We start from the raw sequence: 18,981 nt of genomic DNA, 5'->3' as shown, positions 1-18,981 counted from the left end.
CGGTGGGCGAGCGTTACGACGGCTATGCCGTGGCCCGCCCGGGCGCCAGCGCGGACATCGTCGCCCTCGTCGAGCGGGTGAATGTCGAGCGCCGCGCGCTCTATACCGAAAGGTCCAAGGCGCAATCCGTGCCGGTCGAGGCGGTCGGCAAGATCTATGCGCTGGAGATCATCAAGTCGGCGCCCAAGGGCACCTGGTTCCAGGCCGAGGACGGCAGCTGGACGCAGAGGTAGCGGTGCCGCCACGGCAGGGCCAGAATGGCCCCCTGATGGAAACCAGGGGGCGATTCCTTGCTGACACCTGAGGCCGCGGTCGACCGGCTCGATGTGCTTTATGGCGAAGCGGTTCACGCGCTGACGACGGCGGTGGACCGCTATCTGGCGGATCGCACGGTTCCCACCGCCGAGGAGCGCCGGGCTTTTCGCTACCCCCTGTTGCGGGTGACCTGTCTTCAGCTGGGCGGGGCGACGCGCAACCGCCGGGCTTTCGCCAAGTTCCAGCGCCCCGGCGTCTACGAGACCACGATCACCCAGCCCCGGCATTTCCGTGCCTATCTCCTCGAACAGCTCACCCCCCTGGTCGAGGAATTTGGCGCCGAAATCGAGGTGCTGCCTGGCGAGCTTGAAATTCCCTATCCTTACGTGATCGAGCGGGTGGAGGAGATCGCCCGCGCCGGCGTCTCGGCGGCCGAACTCGGCCTGCATTTCCCGAGGCCGGATCTGTCCCTCGTCGGTGACGAAGTGCCGGACGGCCAATGGGTGGCCCTGCCGGACGAACCCCGGCCGCTGGCCCTGTTCGACGCGGTGCGGATCGATTTTTCGCTGCGCCGGCTGGTGCATTACACCGGCGGTCACTGGCGCCATGTGCAGAAATGGATCCTGCTGACCAATTACCATCGCTATGTCGATGAATTCGTCCGCTGGGGCCTGGCCCGCCTCGCCGAGGACAGCGCCTATACCGCCCTCGTGCTGCCCGGTGGCGCGCGGATCGATCGCGGCACGCCGCCCGAGACGGCGGAGGCGCTGATCGCCGCCAGCCCCTGGCACCGCTTCCAGATGCCGGCCTATCACCTGATCGCCCGGGACGGGCAGGGGGTGACGCTGATCAATATCGGCGTCGGCCCGTCCAACGCCAAGAACATCACCGATCACCTCGCGGCGCTGCGCCCCAACTGCTGGCTCATGGTCGGTCATTGCGCCGGCCTGCGCCAGTCGCAGCAGATCGGCGATTATGTCCTCGCCCATGCCTACTTGCGGCAAGACCGCATCCTCGACGAGCTTCTGCCGCCGGATATTCCCATCCCCGCCCTGGCCGAAGTTCAGGTCGCCCTGCAGGACGCCGCGGCCATGGTCACCGGCGAGGCCGAGGATGCGCTGAAGGAGCGGCTGCGCACCGGCACGGTGGTCACCAATGGCGACCGCAACTGGGAACTCCGCTACACGCTGGAAAGCCGGCGGATCAACCTCTCCCGCGCCGTCGCTCTCGACATGGAAAGCGGCACAATCGCCGCCAATGGCTACCGCCTGCGCGTGCCCTATGGCACCTTGCTCTGCGTCTCCGACAAGCCCCTGCACGGCGAGATCAAGCTGCCCGGCGCCGCCAATGCCTTTTACGAGAAGGCGGTGGCGCAGCATCTGGTCATCGGCCTGACCGCGCTCGACCTCCTGCGCACGCGGCAGGACATGCTGCATTCCCGCAAGCTGCGCTCCTTCGACGAGCCGCCGTTCCGATGAACGGGGTCCTGACCATTCTCGTCGACGGCGACGCCTGCCCGGTGAAACCCGAGGTGTTCAAGGTCGCCGAGCGTTACAATGTTCCGGTGATCGTGATCGCCAACAGTTTCATCAACCTGCCGCGCAATCCCCTGTTCGAGCGGGTGATCGTCAGCGACGGCTTCGATGCGGCGGACGACTGGATCGCGGAGCGGGCCGACGCCGTCTCGATCGTGGTGACGGCGGATGTGCCCCTGGCGGCGCGGGCGGTGAAGGCGGGGGCGACGGCGATCGCGCCCAGCGGCCGGTCCTTCACCGAGGCGGGCATGGGCCTCGCGCTCGCCACCCGCAACCTGATGACGGAACTCCGCGCGGCGGGGGAGGTGACCAGTGGTCCCCGGGCCTTCTCCGCCCGCGATCGCTCCACCTTCCTCTCCGCCCTCGACGAGGCGGTGAACCGCCTGCGCCGGAAAGGGGCATGACATGAGCGAGCGACGACTGATTTCCTCCGGCTCCTGCTTCGAGGCGGAGATCGGCTATTCCCGCGCCGTGGTGCAGGGCGACTGGGTCTTCGTTTCGGGCACCACGGGTTTCGACTACGCGGCCATGACCATTGTCGGGGATGTCGCCGGCCAATGCGATCAGGCCCTGCGCAATATCGCGGCGGCGCTCGCCGAGGCGGGGGCGGCCATGGCCGATGTCGTCCGCGTTCATTATTACCTGCCGAACGCCGATGATTTCCCTGCCTGCTGGCCGATTCTGCGCCAATGGCTGGGCGAGATCCGCCCGGCGGCCACCATGCTGGTGAGCGGGTTGGCCGATCCCCGCATGAAGATCGAGATCGAAGTGACGGCGCTGAAGCGGTGAGCGCGGCCGGCGACGGGGCCTGGCCCCATGTCACCCTGGTGCTGGGCGGCGCCCGCTCGGGCAAGAGCCGCCATGCCGAGGCGCTGGTGCGGGAAGCTGGCGCCGCGCCCTGGACCTATGTCGCGACGGCCGAGGCCTGGGACGAGGAAATGCGAACCCGGATCGCCCATCATCGGGCCGAGCGGGCGGTGACCGGCGAGGGGGGGTGGATCACCATCGACTCGCCCCTCGATCTTGCCGGCGCATTGCGCTCGGCGGCGGCGGAATCGCCCGTGCTGGTCGATTGCCTGACCCTGTGGCTGACCAATCTGATGCTGGGCGAACGGGATGTCTCGGCCGCCCTCGAGGCATTCTTTGACGCGCTGTCGATGCGAAAGGCGCCGGTGGTTCTCGTCGCCAACGAGGTCGGTCTCGGCATCGTGCCGGAAAACGCGCTGGCCCGGGCCTTTCGCGATGCCGCGGGGCGCCTGAACCAGCGAATCGCGGCGAGGGCTGGCCGCGTGCTGTTCATCGTCGCGGGGTTGCCGGTCGTCGTGAAGTGAGCCTGCCTGACCAATTGCGGGGGCGGCCCGGCCCTTTCGCATTTGCCATATAAGGCCCCGGCGCGGTAGAAGGTCGGGGTAGGCCTGTACATACGGATCCGCCATGAACTTCCTTTTGCGCGCCCTGACCTGGTGGCACGATTCCACGCTCGGCACGGCCCTGTTCACGTCCCGCAAGGGCGAGCAGGTCGGCAAGGACGAGCAGGGCAATCGCTATTACCGCGAACGCGGCGGCGACCGCCGTTGGGTGATGTATAACGGCGAGATCGAGGCGACCCGCGTTCCGCCGGAATGGCACGCCTGGCTCCATGGTCTCAGCGACGCGCCGCCCTCGGAAAAGCCGCTGCCGACCAAGGTCTGGGAAAAGCCCCATCACCCCAATCTGACCGGCACCGCCGCGGCCTATCACCCGGCGGGCAGCCTGGCGACCGATGGCCACCGTGCCCGGGCCGTTGGCGACTACGAGCCCTGGACGCCGTCGTGACGCGCTCGCCGCGCTTTCGCCGCAAAGCCGAGGGAAATTCCCAGTCATGAATTCCAATCTGGTCGAGACCCTGATCGGTGCCGTCGTTATCGGCGTGGCGGCGGTCTTTCTTGTCTTCGCCTATTCGACGGTGGGACACAAAGGCGGCGGCGGCTATGCGCTGACGGCGAAATTCGATCGGGTGGACGGCCTGCCCATCGGTGCCGATGTCCGCATCAGCGGCATCAAGGTCGGCAGCGTTACCGGGCAGGATCTCGATCCCGCCACCTATCGCGCGAAAATCAGCCTCAGCATGTCGGCCGCGATCGAACTGCCGGACGACAGTTCGGCCAAGGTCGCCTCCGAAGGGTTGCTGGGCGGCGCCTATATCGCGATCGAGCCGGGTGGCAGCGACAAGGTGATCGCGCCCGGTGGCGAAATCAAATACACGCAAAGTTCGGTCGATCTCATGGGGCTGATCAGCCGTGCCGTTTTCGGCTCGACCGAAAGCCAGGGAGCCGCGCCGGCCAGCGGCGGCAACTGACATCATGACAGGCGGTCGCGCTCTTGCCCTGATCGCGGTTCTGGCGCTGGCCATGCCCTTGACGGCATGGGCGCAGATCGCGGAACCGGCCCCGGCCGACGCCGTGCCGCCGACCGAGGATGTTCCGACCGATATCGAACCCGCGGCCCCGCCGGCCGATGTTCCGGCCCTGCCGGCTCCCGCTGTCGGCGGTGTCGTGACGGGTGTCATCCTGCAGGGGCTGGATAAGGTTTCGGCCCGGACCTCGGTGATCGAAGTGCCACTGGACGGCAGCGCCACCTTCGGCACCTTGACCATCCATGTCCGCCAGTGCATCACCGCGCCGCCGGACGAGAAGCCCGAAACCTCGGCCTTCCTCGAAATCTCCGATACGCCGCCGGGTCATGATCCGTTGCCCGTGTTTTCGGGCTGGATGTTCGCGTCGAGTCCGGCGCTTTCGGCGCTGGAGCACCCGGTTTACGATGTCTGGGTGACGGCCTGCAGGATGTCGGCCCCCGGCAAGCCCTGAGGCAGGGCGAGGAAATCGCCCGCCGGCGCGTTCAGCGCGGCGGCCAGCAGGCGGCGATACTGGTCGCGTGGAACTTCCAGCGCCCCGAACCGTTTTAGATGATCGGTCACGAACTGGGTGTCCAGCAGGGTGAAGTCGCCCTTGCGCAGCCGGGCGATCAGATGGACGAGGGCGACCTTCGAGGCATCGGTCTCGCGGCTGAACATGCTTTCGCCAAAGAACGCGGCCCCCAGCCGGACGCCGTAGAGCCCGCCCACCAGCCGGCCGCCCAGCCGGGCCTCGACCGAATGGGCGTGGCCGGTCCTGAACAAATCGGTATAGAGATGGCGGATGCGATGGCTGATCCAGGTCGTGCGCCGCCCGGTGGCCGAGGCGGCGCAGGCGGCGATCACGGCCTCGAAATCCTGGTCGATCGAGACCTCGAACCCGCCCTGCCGGATGACCTTGGCCAGGCTGCGCGGGATGTGGAAATGATCGAGGGGCAGGATGCCCCGCCATTCGGGATCGACCCAGAACAGGTCCTGATCATGGACATGATCGGCCATCGGGAAGATCCCGGCGGCATAGGCCCGCAAAAGGATGGTGGGGGTCAGCAACTCGCTCATGCCCCCGCAGCCTAGCGGATTTCCGGCCGGACGGGAACGCCGGCCGGAATCTCGTCAGTCCTCGTGGCGCCGGTTACGCTCGATGAACTGCTCCAGCCAATGGATGTGATAGTCGCCATTCATGAAATCGGGCTCGCCGATCAGCCGCTGGTGCAGCGGGATCGTCGTCTCGATGCCACCGATGACATATTCATCGAGCGACCGGCGCAACCGCATCAGGCATTCGTTCCGGCTCTTGCCGTGGACGATCAGCTTGCCGATCAGGCTGTCGTAATAGGGCGGAATGCGATAGCCGGTATAGGCGCCCGAATCGATGCGCACGCCCGGGCCGCCCGGCGGGTGGTACTCGAGAATCTGGCCCGGCGACGGGGTGAAGGTCTCCGGATTCTCGGCGTTGATGCGGCATTCGATGGAATGGCCGGAAAACACCACCTCGTCCTGGGTGAAGGACAGGGGCGCGCCCGCCGCGATGCGGATCTGCTCGCGCACCAGATCGATGCCGGTGATCGCTTCGGTGATCGGATGTTCCACCTGCAGGCGGGTGTTCATCTCGATGAAGTAGAATTCCCCGTTCTCGTAGAGGAATTCGACCGTTCCGACGCCGAGATAGCCCAGCTTGCGCATGGCATCGGCGACGATATTGCCGATGCGGCCGCGCTCGTCCGCGTTGAGGGCGGGCGAGGGGGCTTCCTCCAGCACCTTCTGGTGACGGCGCTGCAGGGAACAGTCGCGCTCGCCCAGATGGCAGACGTTGCCGTGGCTGTCGGCGATGACCTGGATTTCGATATGGCGCGGCTGGCCCAGATATTTCTCGATATAGACCGCGTCGTCGCCGAAAGCCGCCTTGGCTTCCGAGCGCGCGGTCGACAGGGCGATCGCCAGTTCGTCGACGCTGCGCGCGACCTTCATGCCGCGTCCACCGCCGCCGGCCGCCGCCTTGATCAGGACGGGAAAGCCGATGTCCCTGGCGATTTCCATCGCCTGACCTTCGTCGGTGACCCCGCCGTCCGAGCCGGGAACGACCGGAATGCCGAGCGCCTTGGCCGTCTTCTTGGCGACGATCTTGTCGCCCATCATGCGGATGTGCTCGGGCCGGGGGCCGATGAAGGTGATGCCGTGCTCGCCGACGATCTGGGCGAATTTGGCGTTTTCCGACAGGAAGCCATAGCCGGGGTGGATGGCATCCGTGTTGGTGATCTCGGCGGCCGAGATCAGGGCCGGAATGTTCAGGTAGCTCTTGTTCGAGGGCGGCGGGCCGATGCACACGCTCTCATCCGCGAGGCGGACATGCATGGCGTCGGCATCCGCGGTGGAATGGACCGCCACGGTGGCGATGCCCATTTCCTTGCAGGCCCGGTGGATCCGCAGCGCGATTTCGCCGCGGTTGGCGATCATGACCTTGTCGAACATGGGGCGGCTCCCGTCCTTACTCGAGGACGACCAGGATCTCGCCATATTCGACCGGCTGACCGTTTTCGACGCCGAGCTTCTGCACCACGCCGTCGCGCGGGGCCGGGATCGGATTCATGGTCTTCATCGCCTCGACGATCAGCAGGGTCTGGCCCTTGCTGACACGGTCGCCGGCCTTGATGAAGTTGGCCGCGCCCGGTTCAGGCGCGAGATAGGCCGTGCCGACCATGGGCGAGGTGACCGGCGTGCCCGAGATGGCGGGCGCGGGATTGCCGGCGCCCGCGGGGGCAACGGTCGACACGGGGGCGGCGATCGCCGCCGGAGCGGCCACGGCGGCACTGGTGACCATGGTCACCTGACGGGCGACCCGAATGGACCGGCCGCTTTCCGTGACCTCGATCTCGGTCAGATCGGCTTCGACCAGAAGCTCTGCGAGCTCGCGGATCAGCGTCTTGTCGAGCGACATCTTGGCAACCAAGTAAATTCTCCGATTTGCAGGGGATAGCCTCGCGCGTGTTCCGGCCCGCCGGTCAATTGCGCGGGGGCAGGTCTTGCGCCACCAGGCCCTTGATCGCCTCGAGAGCGAGCAGGTAGCCCTGGACACCAAGACCGCAGATCACACCTCTCGCCGCCAGGGCGACATAGGAATGATGACGGAAGGCTTCCCGTTTGAAGATGTTGGACAGATGCACTTCGATCGTCGGCACTTCCGCCCCGAGAAGGGCGTCCATGATCGCGATCGATGTGTGGGTATAGGCGCCGGCGTTGATGATGATGCCGGTCGCCCGGCCTCTCGCGCCGTGGATGAGGTCGATCAGCTCGCCTTCGTGGTTGCTCTGATGGAATTCGACCTCGAGGCCGAATCCCTCTCCCCAGGCTTCCACCATGGCCTTTATGCCGGCCAGCGTGTCGCGGCCATAGATATGCGGCTCCCGCTGCCCCAGAAGATTGAGGTTCGGTCCGTTCAGAACCAGAACGATCGGCCGCATTGCCGCCCCCGGCTGTTGCGCCGGCGATGCCGGCTGCGTGATGAATCACCGCTCGCGCGGCTGCCGCACATTACCGTGTGCGGTGAGCGGGTGCAAACACCGTGCCTCGATCGGCCCGCGAAGGGCGGAAAACGGCTGGAATTCAGGCGATCCGCCCGTGTTCCAGGATCTTCTGGACGATCTGGAACAGCGCGCCGAAGTCCACGGGCTTGGAGACATAGTCGTCCATGCCGGCTTCGATGTAGCGCTCGCGGTCGCCGCGCATGGCGTGGGCGGTCACCGCGATGATGGGAACGGTGCCGTGGGGCGGCGGCAGAAGCCGAATCGCGGCCGTCGCCTGGATGCCGTCCATGCCGGGCATCCGCACATCCATCAGGATGATGTCGAACACTTCGGCCCTGGCCTTGACCAGCGCTTCGGCGCCGTCATTGGCGATGACCACCCGGTGGCCCGCGCTGCCCAGCCGGGCGAGCATCAGCTTCTGATTATAGGGATGATCCTCGGCGACAAGGATATTCAAGGACTTGTCGGCGACAACCGCGGTCGCCGCATCAGCATTGCCGGTGGCGTCGCGCAGCTTGCGACCGGGCTGGTCCTCGTCCTCGACGACATCGAAGGGCAGGGTGATCCAGAAGGTGGAGCCGCGTCCCGGCGCGCTGACGAGGCCGATATGGCCGCCCATCATTTCGGTCAGCTGCCGGCAGATGGCGAGGCCAAGGCCCGAGCCGCCGTAATTGCGCGCCGTCGCCGCGTCGGCCTGTTCGAACTTGCGGAACAGCCGGGGCTGGACGTCATCGGCGATGCCGATGCCGGAATCCTTCACCTCGAATCGCAGCACGACCTTCTCGCCCATCGCCGCCTCGCGCTTCACGCGAAGGGCGACAAAGCCGGAGGAGGTGAATTTCACGGCGTTGGAGACGAGGTTGACCAGGATCTGGCGCAGCCGGTCCGGGTCGCCGATCAGGGTCGAGACGCCGCGCAGGTCGTTGGTGACGAAGAATTCCAGCCCCTTGCGGTTGGCCTGGCTCTCCCAGACCGCCGCGATGCCGTCCAGCACCTCGTTGGGGTCGAACTTGCGATCGTAAAGCTCGAATCGGCCGGCCTCGATCTTGGACAGGTCGAGAATATTGTTGAGGAGGGTCAGCAGGGTCTCGCCCGACTTCAGCACGGCTTCCGCGTAGTCGCGCTGTTCGGCGGTCAGCGGCGTGTCGAGGAGGAGCCCGGTCATGCCGAGGATGCCGTTCATCGGCGTCCGCAGCTCGTGGCTCATGGTGGCGAGGAAATCCGATTTCGCGCGATTGGCGGCTTCGGCCTGCTTGGCGCTGCTCACCGCTTCCATGGCCTCGATCCGCTCGGAAATATCGCGGATGATGCCGACGAAGACTTTCTTGCCCGCCGCCACGGCCTCGCCGACCGAGAGTTCCATGGGGAAGGTCGAGCCGTCCTTGCGCTGACCGACCACTTCGCGGCCGATGCCGATGATCTTGCGCGTGCCCGTGCGGTGATAATTGGCGATATAGCCGTCGTGCTCCTCGCGGTAGGGCGCGGGCATCAGCATACGGATGTTGCGGCCGATCACATCGCCCGGGCCATAGCCGAACAGGCGCTGGCACGCGGAATTGTAGATCTGGATGAGGCCCTGGGGATCGATGATGATCACGCCGTCGACCGCCGTCTCGATCACCGCCCGCAGGGTCGCTTCCGAGGTGCGCAGGTCTTCCTCGTTCCGCTTGCGGTTGGTGATGTCGCGGATGATGCCGACATAGACCGTGTCGCCGTGGGACTCGGCCTCGCCGACCGAAAGCTCCATCGGGAAGGTCGAGCCATCCTTGCGCCGGCCCGTGGTCTCGCGGCTGATGCCGATGATGGCGCCGACGTCCGATACCGCGGTGTCGCCCGTTTCGGCCCGCGATATCAGCAGGCTCAGGTTCTGTCCTTCGACCTCTTCGTGGCTATAGCCGAACAGACGTTCGCAGGCCTTGCTGAACAGGCTGATCGCACCCTGGCCGTCGATGATGACAATACCATCCACCGCTGTGTCGATGACGGCTTTCAGCTGTACAGCGCTGCTTTCCACGGACTCACCTGCGGTAACTTGGCCACGAAAGTCTGTCATCCCGGCCTCACCAAAAGGTTAACTCCGGCCCGTCGATCGCCTATATCTGTCGCACGGAATCGACGGGCGCGAGGCGACGATGAATATCACGATCAATGGCGACACCATGACCCTGCCGGATCATGCGACCGTCGCGGCGATGATCGGCCTGCTCGGCCTGGACCGTAGCAAGGTCGCGGTGGAGCGCAACCTGGAAATCGTGCCCCGGTCCACCTTCGATGCCGTGATGCTCGCGGACGGCGACCGGATCGAGGTGGTGCACTTCATCGGGGGGGGCGAGGCGGACATGGGGGCCGAGGACCCGCTGGTGATTTCGGGGCGCAGCTTCACGTCGCGGCTTCTGGTCGGCACCGGCAAATACAAGGATTTCGAGGAAACCCGCGACGCCATCGCCGCCTCGGGCGCCGAGATCGTCACGGTCGCCGTGCGCCGGGTCAATCTGGCGACGCCGGGCGCCCCCATGCTGGTCGATTACCTCGACCCCAAGGTCTACACCTTCCTGCCCAACACGGCCGGCTGCTACACCGCCGAAGATGCCATCCGCACCCTGCGCCTCGCCCGGGAGGCGGGGGGCTGGAACCTCGTGAAGCTCGAGGTCCTCGGCAATGTGAAGACGCTCTATCCCAACATGCCCGAGACCCTGCGCGCCGCCGAAGTGCTGGTGAAGGACGGTTTCGAGGTCATGGTCTATTGCGCCGATGATCCGATCGCGGCCAAGCGGCTGGAAGAGATCGGCTGCTGCGCCATCATGCCCCTGGCGGCGCCCATCGGCTCCGGCCTTGGCGTGCAGAACCCGGTGAACATCCGCCTGATCATCGAGGAAGCGAAAGTGCCCGTCCTCGTCGACGCCGGCGTCGGCACGGCTTCGGACGCCGCGGTCGCCATGGAACTGGGCTGTGACGCCGTCCTCATGAACACCGCGATCGCCGGGGCGAAGCACCCGATCCTGATGGCCCGGGCGATGAAGGCGGCGATCGAGGCCGGCCGCCTTGCCTATCGCGCCGGCCGGATGCCGCGGAAGCTCTACGCCGACCCGAGTTCGCCCCTCGCCGGTCTGATCTGAGGGGCGCTCAGCACCCGGTCCATACCGCCTCGCGCTTTTCAATGAAGGCGCCGATGCCCTCCTGGGCGTCGCGGGCCAGCATGTTGCGGGTCATCACTTCCGAGGCATAGGCATAGGCTTCCGTCGTCGGCATCTCCGCCTGGCGGTAGAAGGCTTCCTTGCCGATGGCGAGGGTGAGGGGGGATTTCGAGGTGATGCGGCGGGCCAGCGCCAGCACCGCGTCGTCGAGTTCGGCCGCCGGCACCGCCCGATTGATCAGGCCGAAACGCTCGGCCGTGGCGGCATCGATCGTCTCGCCGGTCAGCAGCATTTCCATCGCCTGCTTCCGCCCGATATTGCGGGTGAGGGCGACCATGGGCGTCGAGCAGAACAGGCCGATGTTCACGCCCGGCGTCGCGAATCGAACACCCTCCGCCGCGATGGCGAGATCGGCGGTGGCGACGATCTGGCAACCGGCGGCGGTCGCCATGGCGTGGACGCGGGCGATCACCGGCTGACGCAGGCTCTGTATCCGCCGCATCAACTGGCTGCAGCGGGCGAAGACGGCCGCCAGCGCCGCCGCGTCCTGGCCAAGGCCGCGCATTTCCTTCAGGTCGTGGCCGGCGCAGAAGGCGGGACCATCGGCGGCGATGACGACGACCTTCACCGATGCATCGGCATCCAGCGTGTCGAGATGGTCGATCAGGGCGGCCATCATCGCCATCGACAGGGCATTGCGCGATGCCGGCCGGTTCAGGGTGAGGGTGGCGATCCCGTCGTCGTCCCGGCGCACTACCAAAGCGCCGTTGTCTGCCCCATGCATGGCTGATCCTCCCTCACTGTTTTGCCCTTGGCGGCTCTTGCGCCTTGGGGCAAGGCTAGACCGGCAGGTTTCCATAGCGGAATTAGACGATGATCGAACTCTATACGTCGAAGACTCCGAACGGTCGCAAGGTCTCGATCATGCTCGAGGAGCTGGGCGAGCCCTATGAGGCGATCATGGTCGACCTCGGCAAGGGTGACCAGTTCAAGCCCGAATTCCTGGCGATGAACCCGAACAACAAGATTCCGGTGATCAAGGATATCGACAACGGTCAGGTGGTTTTCGAGTCGGGCGCCATCCTCATCTATCTGGCCGAGAAACATGGCCGTTTCCTGCCGGCACCGGGCACGGCGGAGCGGGTCGCGGTCCTCGAATGGCTGTTCTTTCAGATGGCGTCCATCGGCCCGATGATGGGCCAGTTGTTCCACTTCCGGAACTATCAGGGCGAGCCGCAGACCTATCCGATCGAGCGTTTCTCGGGCGAGGTGAGCCGGATCTTCAAGGTGATGGAGACGAGGCTTTCCGCCAGTCCCTACCTTGGTGGCACGGATTATTCGATCGCCGACATGGCGGCCTACCCCTGGGCCAAGCTGGGCGGTTTCCTGGGCGTCGACCTCGACCAGCTGCCGGGCGTCTCGGCCTGGCTGGAGCTGGTGGGCGCGCGTCCGGCGGTACAGCGCGGTATCAATATACCGGAGTAAGCAGATCGCGGAAAATCAGTCACTTAAGGCGCGGTAACATGATACCGCATTGGTAAGTGGCTGATTTTGCTTGCGCGGAACCTCTTGCAATAAGCGTCCAGCTCTGTCTATATGCCGGCCTTCGCCGGGTTCGCCCGACAGCAGAGGTTTCTGATCAATGAAGACCTATTCCGCAAAACCCGCGGAAGTGACGAAGAAGTGGGTGGTGATCGATGGCGAAGGCCTCGTCGTCGGCCGCCTCGCCTCCATCGTCGCCAACCGCCTGCGTGGCAAGCATCTTGCCACCTTCACGCCCCATGTCGACATGGGTGACAATGTCATCGTGATCAACGCCGAGAAGGTGCAGTTCACGGGCCGCAAGCGCGAGAACCGTGAATTCTTCTGGCACACCGGCCATCCGGGCGGCATCAAGTCGCGCACGATGGGCCAGATCCTCGACGGCAAGCATCCCGAGCGCGTGCTGATGAAGGCCGTGGAACGCATGGTTCCGCGCGGTCCTCTCGGCCGTCAGCAGATGTCCAATCTGCGCGTCTATGCCGGCCCCAGTCATCCGCATCTCGGTTCGCAGCCCGAAGTCCTCGACGTCGGCGCGCTGAACCCGAAGAACAAGAGGTAGGTCATGGCCGACAATCAGGCTCCCCGTACCCTCCAGGATCTGCGCACCCTGACCAGCGGTCAGGCGACCGCCGCCACCCCGAGCAACACCGCCGACGCCAAGAAGGCCGTGGACGCCAAGGGCCGCACCTACGCGACCGGCAAGCGCAAGAACGCGGTCGCCCGCGTCTGGGTGAAGCGCGGCACCGGCAAGGTCACGATCAATGGCCGCGACATCGGCGTTTATTTCGCCCGTTCGGTCCTGCGCATGTTGCTGAACCAGCCGTTCCAGGTCGCGAACCGCGTCGGTCAGTATGACATCGACGCGACCGTCTCCGGTGGTGGCCTGTCGGGCCAGGCCGGCGCCGTCCGTCACGGTGTCTCCAAGGCCCTGACCTATCAGGAACCCGAGCTGCGCTCGGTCCTGAAGGCCGGCGGCTTCCTGACCCGCGACAGCCGCGTGGTCGAGCGCAAGAAGTACGGCAAGGCCAAGGCCCGCCGCAGCTTCCAGTTCTCGAAGCGCTGATCGCCCTACATTCGGGATCGCCCGGCGCATCGCCGGGCCGCCCTTCGGAAACCCCGCCGCATCCCGGCGGGGTTTCTTTTTGCCGAGGCGATGCGGCCATCTGGATGGCAGGTGTTGGCTTGTCAGACCCGTATCCGGTCCCTATCTTGGTGGTGTTACACCACTCGATAGTGGGGAAGCCACCGTGTCCGAGCCACAGCTTTCCGTCCGCAGCGCGAGGGCGCGCGACCTCGCGCATCGTCTGGCCAGGCGGGAACATCGCACCATCGCCGAAATCGTCGAACGCGCCCTCGAAATCTATGCCGTTCAGCAGGAAGGCGGCGAACCCGCGTCGGCGTTCTACGCCCGTCTCGCTGCCCCGGCCGAGGAGGACGATTTCGACCTCGACGCGCTTATCCGCGAGGCGCGGCGGCCCGATCCGGGGCCAGACCTGTGATCTTTCTCGACACCAACGTCGTTTCCGAGACGTTTCGGCACACGCCCGATCCCTCTGTGATCGCGTGGTTGACGAGTCATGACGCCGAATTGGCATTGCCGACCGTCACCATCGGCGAGATTGCCTTCGGTATTGCAAAAATTCCGCCCGATCAACGTGCCCGGCGACTGGCGCGTAATCTCGATGAATGGCGCCGACGTTTCTCGGGAAGGATTTTCGCCTTCAACGAGGATGCCGCGCTCGCTTTCGGCGGTATCATGGGAGACGCCATCCGGCGGGGGCGGCCCATGTCGACCGCCGACGGCATGATCGCGGCCATCGCGAAGGTCGGCAAAGGACGGCTCGCCACCCGAAATGTGACGGATTTCGAAGGGACCGGTGTCGAGCTGATCTGCCCCTGGTCCCCTTGATCGACGCCTATTCCGCCTTGCGCTTGCGGGCGAAGGCCTGCGCGAGGCCGAGGGTGATACCCCAGAGCGCGAAGGGCGGCAGCGTGCTGATGGCGAAGATCGTCGCCTGACCGAGGTCCGGCTGCTCCGCGAATAGATGCTGCATCAGGAACCAGCCCAGGATCACCCCGACGATGCCGGCCCAGAAGGCGATACGGCGGGGCGTGTCGATGGCTTCGTCCTTCATGGCGGCTCCGGGCTCGGGTCGGTTCCACCCCCCAGAATGGGGAGCATGACCGCGGCGCATTCTTCACTCATCCTGATCACCGACGCAAGGTTGGGTGTTGAACGGACTTTGCGCTTGTAAAAAATATAGGGTATATACCCTATAAAGAACAAAGTTAGGGAGAACGTCATGGCCGATGCTGCAGTTGCACAAGACTATGCTGGCGGGAATGGCCCCTGGTCCTTGCCGATCGACAAGATCGACCCCAGCCGCCCGGAGTATTTCCTGGCCAACGAGCATGGTGAATACTTCCGGCGTCTTCGCCAGGAAGATCCGATTCACTACACGCCCGAGAGTGCCTTCGGGGCCTTCTGGTCGATCACCCGTTTCGACGATATCGTGAAGGTGGAGACCAATCCGGGTGTCTTTTCGTCCGAACCGTCGATCATCATCGGCGACGCCAGCGACAATTTCGAGCCGCCGATGTTCATCGCCATGGATCCGCCGATCCACGACGTCCAGCGTCTCGCCGCCTCGCCGGCGGTCGCGCCGCAGCGGCTTTCCGAACTCGAGGCGGTGATCCGCGAACGGGCTGGGGCGATCCTCGACGGCCTGCCGGTGAATGAACCCTTCAACTGGGTCGAGCGGGTTTCCAAGGAACTCACCACCCAGATGCTCGCGACCCTGTTCGACCTGCCGTGGGAAGACCGCTACCTGCTGCCCTATTGGTCGGATATCGCGACTGCGGCTGAAGCGGTCGGCTCGACCTTCGACCAGGCCGAGCGCCAGCGCATCATGTTCGAGTGCCTGGCCTATTTCCAGAAGCTGTGGATCGAGCGCGCCGCCGCCGCGCCGAAGTTCGATTTCATTTCGCTGATGGCCCATAACCCGCAGACCAAGGACATGATCAACAACCCGCTGGAAATGGTGGGCAATCTGATGCTGCTCATCGTCGGCGGCAATGACACCACCCGGAATTCGATCTCGGGCGGCGTCTATTTCCTGAACAAGAACCCGGGCGAATACGCCAAGCTGCGGGCGGACCCGTCGCTGATCCCCAACATGATCTCGGAAATCATCCGCTATCAGACGCCGCTGTCCCACATGCGCCGCACCGCCAAGGAAGATTTCGAGCTGAACGGCAAGCAGATCAGGAAGGGCGACAAGGTCGTGCTCTGGTACTGCTCGGGCAACCGCGACGAGACGGCGATCGAAAACCCGGATGCCTTCATCATCGACCGGCCGCGCGCGCGCCATCACATCGCCTTCGGCTTCGGCATTCACCGCTGCATGGGCAACCGCATGGCCGAGATGCAGCTGCGCGTGCTGTGGGAAGAAATCATGAAGCGTTTCGACAATATCGAAATGCTGCAGGAGCCGAAGCGCGTGCTCTCCAACTTCGTCAATGGCTATGACGAGCTGATGGTCCGCGTGCATCCCCGCGCGGCGTAAGCCGCGAACAGGCAGGCCATCGGCGCAAGCCGCGGGCTGACAAGCCTGCGGATTTCGCCTATGCCTTGGGGATGGACGGAGATCTTCGCCCCCCCAGGGCCCGCAGCCGCAACACGCGCCAGCGCATCGTCGAGGCCGCGCTGCGTCTGTTCAACGAGCGGCATTTCGGCAATGTGACCACCTCGGAACTGGCGGCCGAGGTGGGCATCGCCGAGGGCAATCTCTGGTATCATTTCCGCAACAAGCGGGCGCTGCTCGACGAATTGTCCGGGCTTTATGTCGAGCGGGCGCGCGGCCGTCTGGTGCTGTCGCCGGGGCAGGGCGATATTCTCGACGCCTATGCCGACATGCTGCGGGCGATGACCGGCGAGGTGCGGGATTTCCGCTTCATCTTCCGCGACCGTGCCGATTTCGGCGAATTGTCGCCGCAGCTGGCGCAGAATCTCGCTTCGATCTATGGCGGCACATGGCGCCAGATGTCGGACTTCTTCAAGGCCATGCGGGCCGCCGGGCATCTGTCGATCGCCGACGAATGGATCGGCGCCCATGTTTCCAACGCGATCCTGATCATCCGCTTCTCGCTCGAATTTTTCCGCGAACTGAATGTGGAAGAGGTGGGCTCGGATCACGCGGCCTGGGGTGTGGTCCAGCATCTGGCGGCGCTGGGTGAAATGCTGGAGCCCGCCGCGCGCGACCATCTGGTCGAACGCCTTGGCCTTGCCGGCGCCATGGAAAAAGCCAAGGCCATGCCCTTCGCCCTGCCGGGCGGGACCTGAGCCGATACCCGTCGTCGCAGCCTATGGCCACGCGGGGGGCGATCCCCTATCGTGCCGGCCGGTGTGAACAAGAGGGTCGGGCATGAGCCTTTCCGGTGCCTATCAGCATCAGTCGCAATCCGCCGTGGTCGCGCCGTCGCCGGTGGTCAACCGGCCGGTCGCGCGCTGGCTGTTCTTCGTGTCGTTCCTGCTGCTCTGCATGGTCGTGCTGGGCGGGGTGACGCGGCTGACGGATTCCGGCCTGTCGATCACCGAATGGAAGCCGGTGACCGGCGCCATCCCGCCGCTGTCGCAGGAGGCCTGGCAGGCCGAGTTCGCCAAATACCAGCAAATCCCGCAGTACCAGCAACTGAACAGGGGCATGAGCGTCGACGAGTTCAAGCAGATCTACTGGTACGAATGGGCGCATCGTCTGCTCGGACGGCTGATCGGCTTCGCCTTCTTCGTGCCTTACCTGTGGTTCCTGCTGCGGGGCAAGCTGGACCGGCCCATGGCCTGGCGTCTCGCCGGCATTCTGGTGCTGGGCGGATCGCAAGGCTTGCTGGGCTGGTTCATGGTGGCGTCGGGCCTGACCGAGCGGGTCTCGGTCTCGCAGTACCGGCTGGCGGCCCATCTCTCGCTCGCCTTCGTCATTCACGCGGCGGTGTTCTGGACCGCGCTCGACCTGTGGCGCGGGCGGGTGGTCCGTGTCGCGTCCTTCGGCCTGTCACGCGGCGCCGCCGTGGTGATTGTGCTTATTTTCCTGCAGATCGTGCTTGGCGCGTTCGTCGCCGGGCTCGATGCCGGGCTGGCCTATAACACCTGGCCGCTGATGGATGGCGATCTGGTGCCGGCGGGCATGTTCAGCCATCAGCCGGTCTGGCTCGACCCGTTCGAGAATGTGATCACCATCCAGTTCCTGCACCGTCATGGGGCGGAGATCGTCGCCGTCGCCATTCTCGCGCTGGCGCTGGCGGTGCGGCGGCGGGTGCCGGCGGCGTCGAATGCGGCGGGTCTGCTGGCGGCGACACTGGTGCTGCAGTTCCTGCTCGGGGTCTGGACGCTGCTGGCGGTGGTGCCGGTATCCCTCGGCGCGCTGCATCAGGCCGGGGCCTTCGTGCTGTTCACCCTCGGTATCAATCTCCTCCACCGGCTGCGCCGGGACTAGGGCGTCGGGGGCGCCCCCGGCTTGTTGAACTCGTCGTTCCGGCGCAGGCCGGAACCTCGCGACGGGAAGGCAACCGATCAAAGCCCGCGCAAGGCCGCCATGCGCCGCCGCCGATTGCGTGGCGGCGGGGGCTTCGTCACTGTGGCGGCGGCGAAGCAAAGACCGAGAACAATGACCCTGGCGCCCCCCTCGACCGAAGCCCTGAAGGCGCAATCGGATGCCCGCGAGTCCATCGCCGGCATCCTATGGATGGTCTTCGCCGTCTTCATGTTCGTCGGCATGGATGCCATGGCCAAATGGCAGTCCGAATCCTATTCCGTCGTGCAGATCATCTTCTTCCGCGCGGTCTTCGGCACGCTGGTGCTGCTGCCCTTCCTGCTGCGGGGCAGGGGGATCATCGCCCAGTTGAAGACCAGGAGGCCGGGCCTGCATTTCGTGCGCAGCATGATCGGCTGCCTGTCGCTCTTCGCCTTCTTCATGTCGTACCGCTATCTCGCGCTCGCCGACGCCATCGCCATTTCCTTCGTCAGCCCGCTGTTCATGACCGCGCTGTCGGTGCCTTTCCTGCGCGAACATGTCGGCTGGCGGCGCTGGTGCGCGATCGGGGTCGGCTTCATGGGCGTCCTCGTCATCGTCCGGCCGGGCGGCGGTCTCTTCACCGTTTTCGCCCTGCTGCCGGTGCTGGGTGCCTTCACCTATGCCCTCGTCGGCGTGACCATCCGGCTGCTTTCGCGGACCGAATCCTCGGTCACTATCGTTTTCTATTTCGGGGTCTTTTCGAGCCTCGTCGCCGGCATCGCCCTGCCGTTCTTCTGGGTGACGCCGGTCTCGGCCATCGACTGGATCGGCCAGATCGGCATCGGCCTGATCGGCGGCATCGCCCAATTGGCCATGACCAATGCCTTCCGGCTTGCGCCGGTGTCGGTCGCCTCGCCCTTCGAATATACCGGTATCGTCTGGGCGGCGCTGGTTGGTTTCCTCGTCTGGGGCGACCTGCCGGCGGCATCGACCTGGGGCGGGGCCCTGCTCGTCATCGGCAGCGGTCTCTATATCCTGCACCGCCAGACCCTGATCGCCCGCGGGCGCTGACACAGAAGCTTCACCGAAACGCAA

Annotated in this window: 25 protein-coding genes; 18 read left to right on the top strand and 7 right to left on the bottom strand. The window is 65.4% G+C overall.

The window, feature by feature from the left end:
* From WAZ62_RS07695 to WAZ62_RS07660, 8 genes are all read left to right on the top strand, one after another.
* Window positions 1-233, top strand: a 233-nt coding sequence (locus WAZ62_RS07695) for a YdbL family protein (RefSeq protein WP_422642932.1), incomplete at its 5' end; no start/stop codon positions are given.
* Window positions 234-290: 57 nt separating this feature from the next.
* Window positions 291-1,733, top strand: coding sequence for an AMP nucleosidase (locus WAZ62_RS07690; RefSeq protein ID WP_422642931.1), 1,443 nt, complete (start codon window positions 291-293; stop codon window positions 1,731-1,733).
* Window positions 1,734-1,741: 8 nt separating this feature from the next.
* Window positions 1,742-2,194, top strand: a complete 453-nt coding sequence (locus WAZ62_RS07685; RefSeq protein ID WP_422642934.1) for a YaiI/YqxD family protein — start codon at window positions 1,742-1,744, stop codon at window positions 2,192-2,194.
* A 1-nt stretch (window position 2,195) separates the two neighbouring features.
* Window positions 2,196-2,579 (top strand): RidA family protein, encoded by a 384-nt coding sequence (locus tag WAZ62_RS07680; RefSeq protein WP_422642930.1) that lies wholly within the window; start codon window positions 2,196-2,198, stop codon window positions 2,577-2,579.
* Entirely contained in the window at window positions 2,576-3,121 is a 546-nt protein-coding gene (cobU, locus tag WAZ62_RS07675) for a bifunctional adenosylcobinamide kinase/adenosylcobinamide-phosphate guanylyltransferase (protein ID WP_422642929.1), read from the top strand. The genes WAZ62_RS07680 and cobU overlap by 4 nt, the downstream gene beginning before the upstream one ends.
* A gap of 103 nt (window positions 3,122-3,224) precedes the next feature.
* Window positions 3,225-3,605, top strand: coding sequence for an NADH:ubiquinone oxidoreductase subunit NDUFA12 (locus WAZ62_RS07670; RefSeq protein ID WP_422642928.1), 381 nt, complete (start codon window positions 3,225-3,227; stop codon window positions 3,603-3,605).
* 46 nt (window positions 3,606-3,651) lie between these two features.
* Window positions 3,652-4,128, top strand: coding sequence for an outer membrane lipid asymmetry maintenance protein MlaD (gene mlaD / locus WAZ62_RS07665; protein ID WP_422642927.1), 477 nt, complete (start codon window positions 3,652-3,654; stop codon window positions 4,126-4,128).
* Between the two features lie 4 nt (window positions 4,129-4,132).
* Complete coding sequence (locus tag WAZ62_RS07660) at window positions 4,133-4,636, top strand: DUF2155 domain-containing protein (RefSeq protein WP_422642926.1); 504 nt, start codon at window positions 4,133-4,135, stop codon at window positions 4,634-4,636.
* Here the strand turns inward: WAZ62_RS07660 and aat are convergent.
* The 5 genes from aat to WAZ62_RS07635 all read right to left on the bottom strand — a co-directional run bounded on the left by aat (window position 4,585) and on the right by WAZ62_RS07635 (window position 9,717).
* A complete protein-coding gene (gene aat, locus WAZ62_RS07655) occupies window positions 4,585-5,241 on the bottom strand; it encodes a leucyl/phenylalanyl-tRNA--protein transferase (protein WP_422642925.1) in 657 nt (218 codons plus the stop codon). The genes WAZ62_RS07660 and aat overlap by 52 nt on opposite strands.
* Window positions 5,242-5,295: 54 nt before the next feature.
* A complete protein-coding gene (gene accC / locus WAZ62_RS07650) occupies window positions 5,296-6,651 on the bottom strand; it encodes an acetyl-CoA carboxylase biotin carboxylase subunit (protein WP_422642924.1) in 1,356 nt (451 codons plus the stop codon).
* 16 nt (window positions 6,652-6,667) lie between these two features.
* Entirely contained in the window at window positions 6,668-7,129 is a 462-nt protein-coding gene (accB, locus tag WAZ62_RS07645; protein WP_422642923.1) for an acetyl-CoA carboxylase biotin carboxyl carrier protein, read from the bottom strand.
* 52 nt (window positions 7,130-7,181) lie between these two features.
* Window positions 7,182-7,640: a type II 3-dehydroquinate dehydratase gene (gene aroQ, locus WAZ62_RS07640; protein WP_422642922.1), complete on the bottom strand. Its 459-nt coding sequence runs from the start codon at window positions 7,638-7,640 to the stop codon at window positions 7,182-7,184.
* 142 nt (window positions 7,641-7,782) lie between these two features.
* The gene (locus WAZ62_RS07635) at window positions 7,783-9,717 is read right to left on the bottom strand and encodes a PAS domain S-box protein (protein WP_422642921.1); all 1,935 of its coding nucleotides are present in this window, start codon (window positions 9,715-9,717) and stop codon (window positions 7,783-7,785) included.
* 118 nt (window positions 9,718-9,835) lie between these two features.
* Here WAZ62_RS07635 and thiS point away from each other — a divergent pair, with 118 nt between their 5' ends.
* The gene (gene thiS, locus WAZ62_RS07630; RefSeq protein ID WP_422642920.1) at window positions 9,836-10,819 is read left to right on the top strand and encodes a sulfur carrier protein ThiS; all 984 of its coding nucleotides are present in this window, start codon (window positions 9,836-9,838) and stop codon (window positions 10,817-10,819) included.
* A gap of 7 nt (window positions 10,820-10,826) precedes the next feature.
* Here the strand turns inward: thiS and WAZ62_RS07625 are convergent, their stop codons facing one another.
* Window positions 10,827-11,621 carry an enoyl-CoA hydratase gene (locus WAZ62_RS07625; RefSeq protein ID WP_422642919.1) on the bottom strand — a complete coding sequence of 265 codons (795 nt, stop codon included), beginning with the start codon at window positions 11,619-11,621 and terminating at the stop codon, window positions 10,827-10,829.
* A gap of 89 nt (window positions 11,622-11,710) precedes the next feature.
* Between WAZ62_RS07625 and WAZ62_RS07620 the strand changes: the two genes are divergently transcribed.
* The 5 genes from WAZ62_RS07620 to WAZ62_RS07600 all read left to right on the top strand — a co-directional run bounded on the left by WAZ62_RS07620 (window position 11,711) and on the right by WAZ62_RS07600 (window position 14,288).
* Entirely contained in the window at window positions 11,711-12,322 is a 612-nt protein-coding gene (locus WAZ62_RS07620; RefSeq protein WP_422642918.1) for a glutathione S-transferase family protein, read from the top strand.
* Window positions 12,323-12,479: 157 nt separating this feature from the next.
* Window positions 12,480-12,938, top strand: coding sequence for a 50S ribosomal protein L13 (rplM, locus tag WAZ62_RS07615; RefSeq protein ID WP_422642917.1), 459 nt, complete (start codon window positions 12,480-12,482; stop codon window positions 12,936-12,938).
* 3 nt (window positions 12,939-12,941) lie between these two features.
* Entirely contained in the window at window positions 12,942-13,442 is a 501-nt protein-coding gene (gene rpsI, locus WAZ62_RS07610) for a 30S ribosomal protein S9 (protein ID WP_422642916.1), read from the top strand.
* A 184-nt stretch (window positions 13,443-13,626) separates the two neighbouring features.
* Window positions 13,627-13,878 (top strand): hypothetical protein, encoded by a 252-nt coding sequence (locus WAZ62_RS07605; RefSeq protein WP_422642915.1) that lies wholly within the window; start codon window positions 13,627-13,629, stop codon window positions 13,876-13,878.
* Complete coding sequence (locus WAZ62_RS07600) at window positions 13,875-14,288, top strand: type II toxin-antitoxin system VapC family toxin (RefSeq protein ID WP_422642914.1); 414 nt, start codon at window positions 13,875-13,877, stop codon at window positions 14,286-14,288. Before WAZ62_RS07605 ends, WAZ62_RS07600 begins: the two co-directional genes overlap by 4 nt.
* 7 nt (window positions 14,289-14,295) lie before the next feature.
* Here WAZ62_RS07600 and WAZ62_RS07595 read toward each other — a convergent pair whose 3' ends face one another.
* Window positions 14,296-14,514, bottom strand: a complete 219-nt coding sequence (locus WAZ62_RS07595; RefSeq protein WP_422642913.1) for a hypothetical protein — start codon at window positions 14,512-14,514, stop codon at window positions 14,296-14,298.
* Window positions 14,515-14,682: 168 nt separating this feature from the next.
* Between WAZ62_RS07595 and WAZ62_RS07590 the strand changes: the two genes are divergently transcribed.
* The 4 genes from WAZ62_RS07590 (at window position 14,683) to WAZ62_RS07575 (ending at window position 18,957) form a co-directional block, all read left to right on the top strand.
* The gene (locus WAZ62_RS07590; protein ID WP_422642912.1) at window positions 14,683-15,945 is read left to right on the top strand and encodes a cytochrome P450; all 1,263 of its coding nucleotides are present in this window, start codon (window positions 14,683-14,685) and stop codon (window positions 15,943-15,945) included.
* Window positions 15,946-16,016: 71 nt separating this feature from the next.
* The gene (locus WAZ62_RS07585; RefSeq protein WP_422642911.1) at window positions 16,017-16,721 is read left to right on the top strand and encodes a TetR/AcrR family transcriptional regulator; all 705 of its coding nucleotides are present in this window, start codon (window positions 16,017-16,019) and stop codon (window positions 16,719-16,721) included.
* Window positions 16,722-16,803: 82 nt separating this feature from the next.
* Complete coding sequence (locus tag WAZ62_RS07580) at window positions 16,804-17,868, top strand: COX15/CtaA family protein (RefSeq protein ID WP_422642910.1); 1,065 nt, start codon at window positions 16,804-16,806, stop codon at window positions 17,866-17,868.
* A 171-nt stretch (window positions 17,869-18,039) separates the two neighbouring features.
* On the top strand, window positions 18,040-18,957 hold the full coding sequence (locus WAZ62_RS07575; protein ID WP_422642909.1) for a DMT family transporter: 918 nt from the start codon (window positions 18,040-18,042) through the stop codon (window positions 18,955-18,957).
* The last annotated feature ends 24 nt before the right edge of the window (window positions 18,958-18,981 follow it).

This window comes from Zavarzinia sp., assembly GCF_049306435.1.
GTDB lineage: Bacteria > Pseudomonadota > Alphaproteobacteria > Zavarziniales > Zavarziniaceae > Zavarzinia.
The sequence above is the reverse complement of the archived record's forward strand: the minus strand, read 5'-3'. Positions and strand labels throughout refer to the sequence as shown.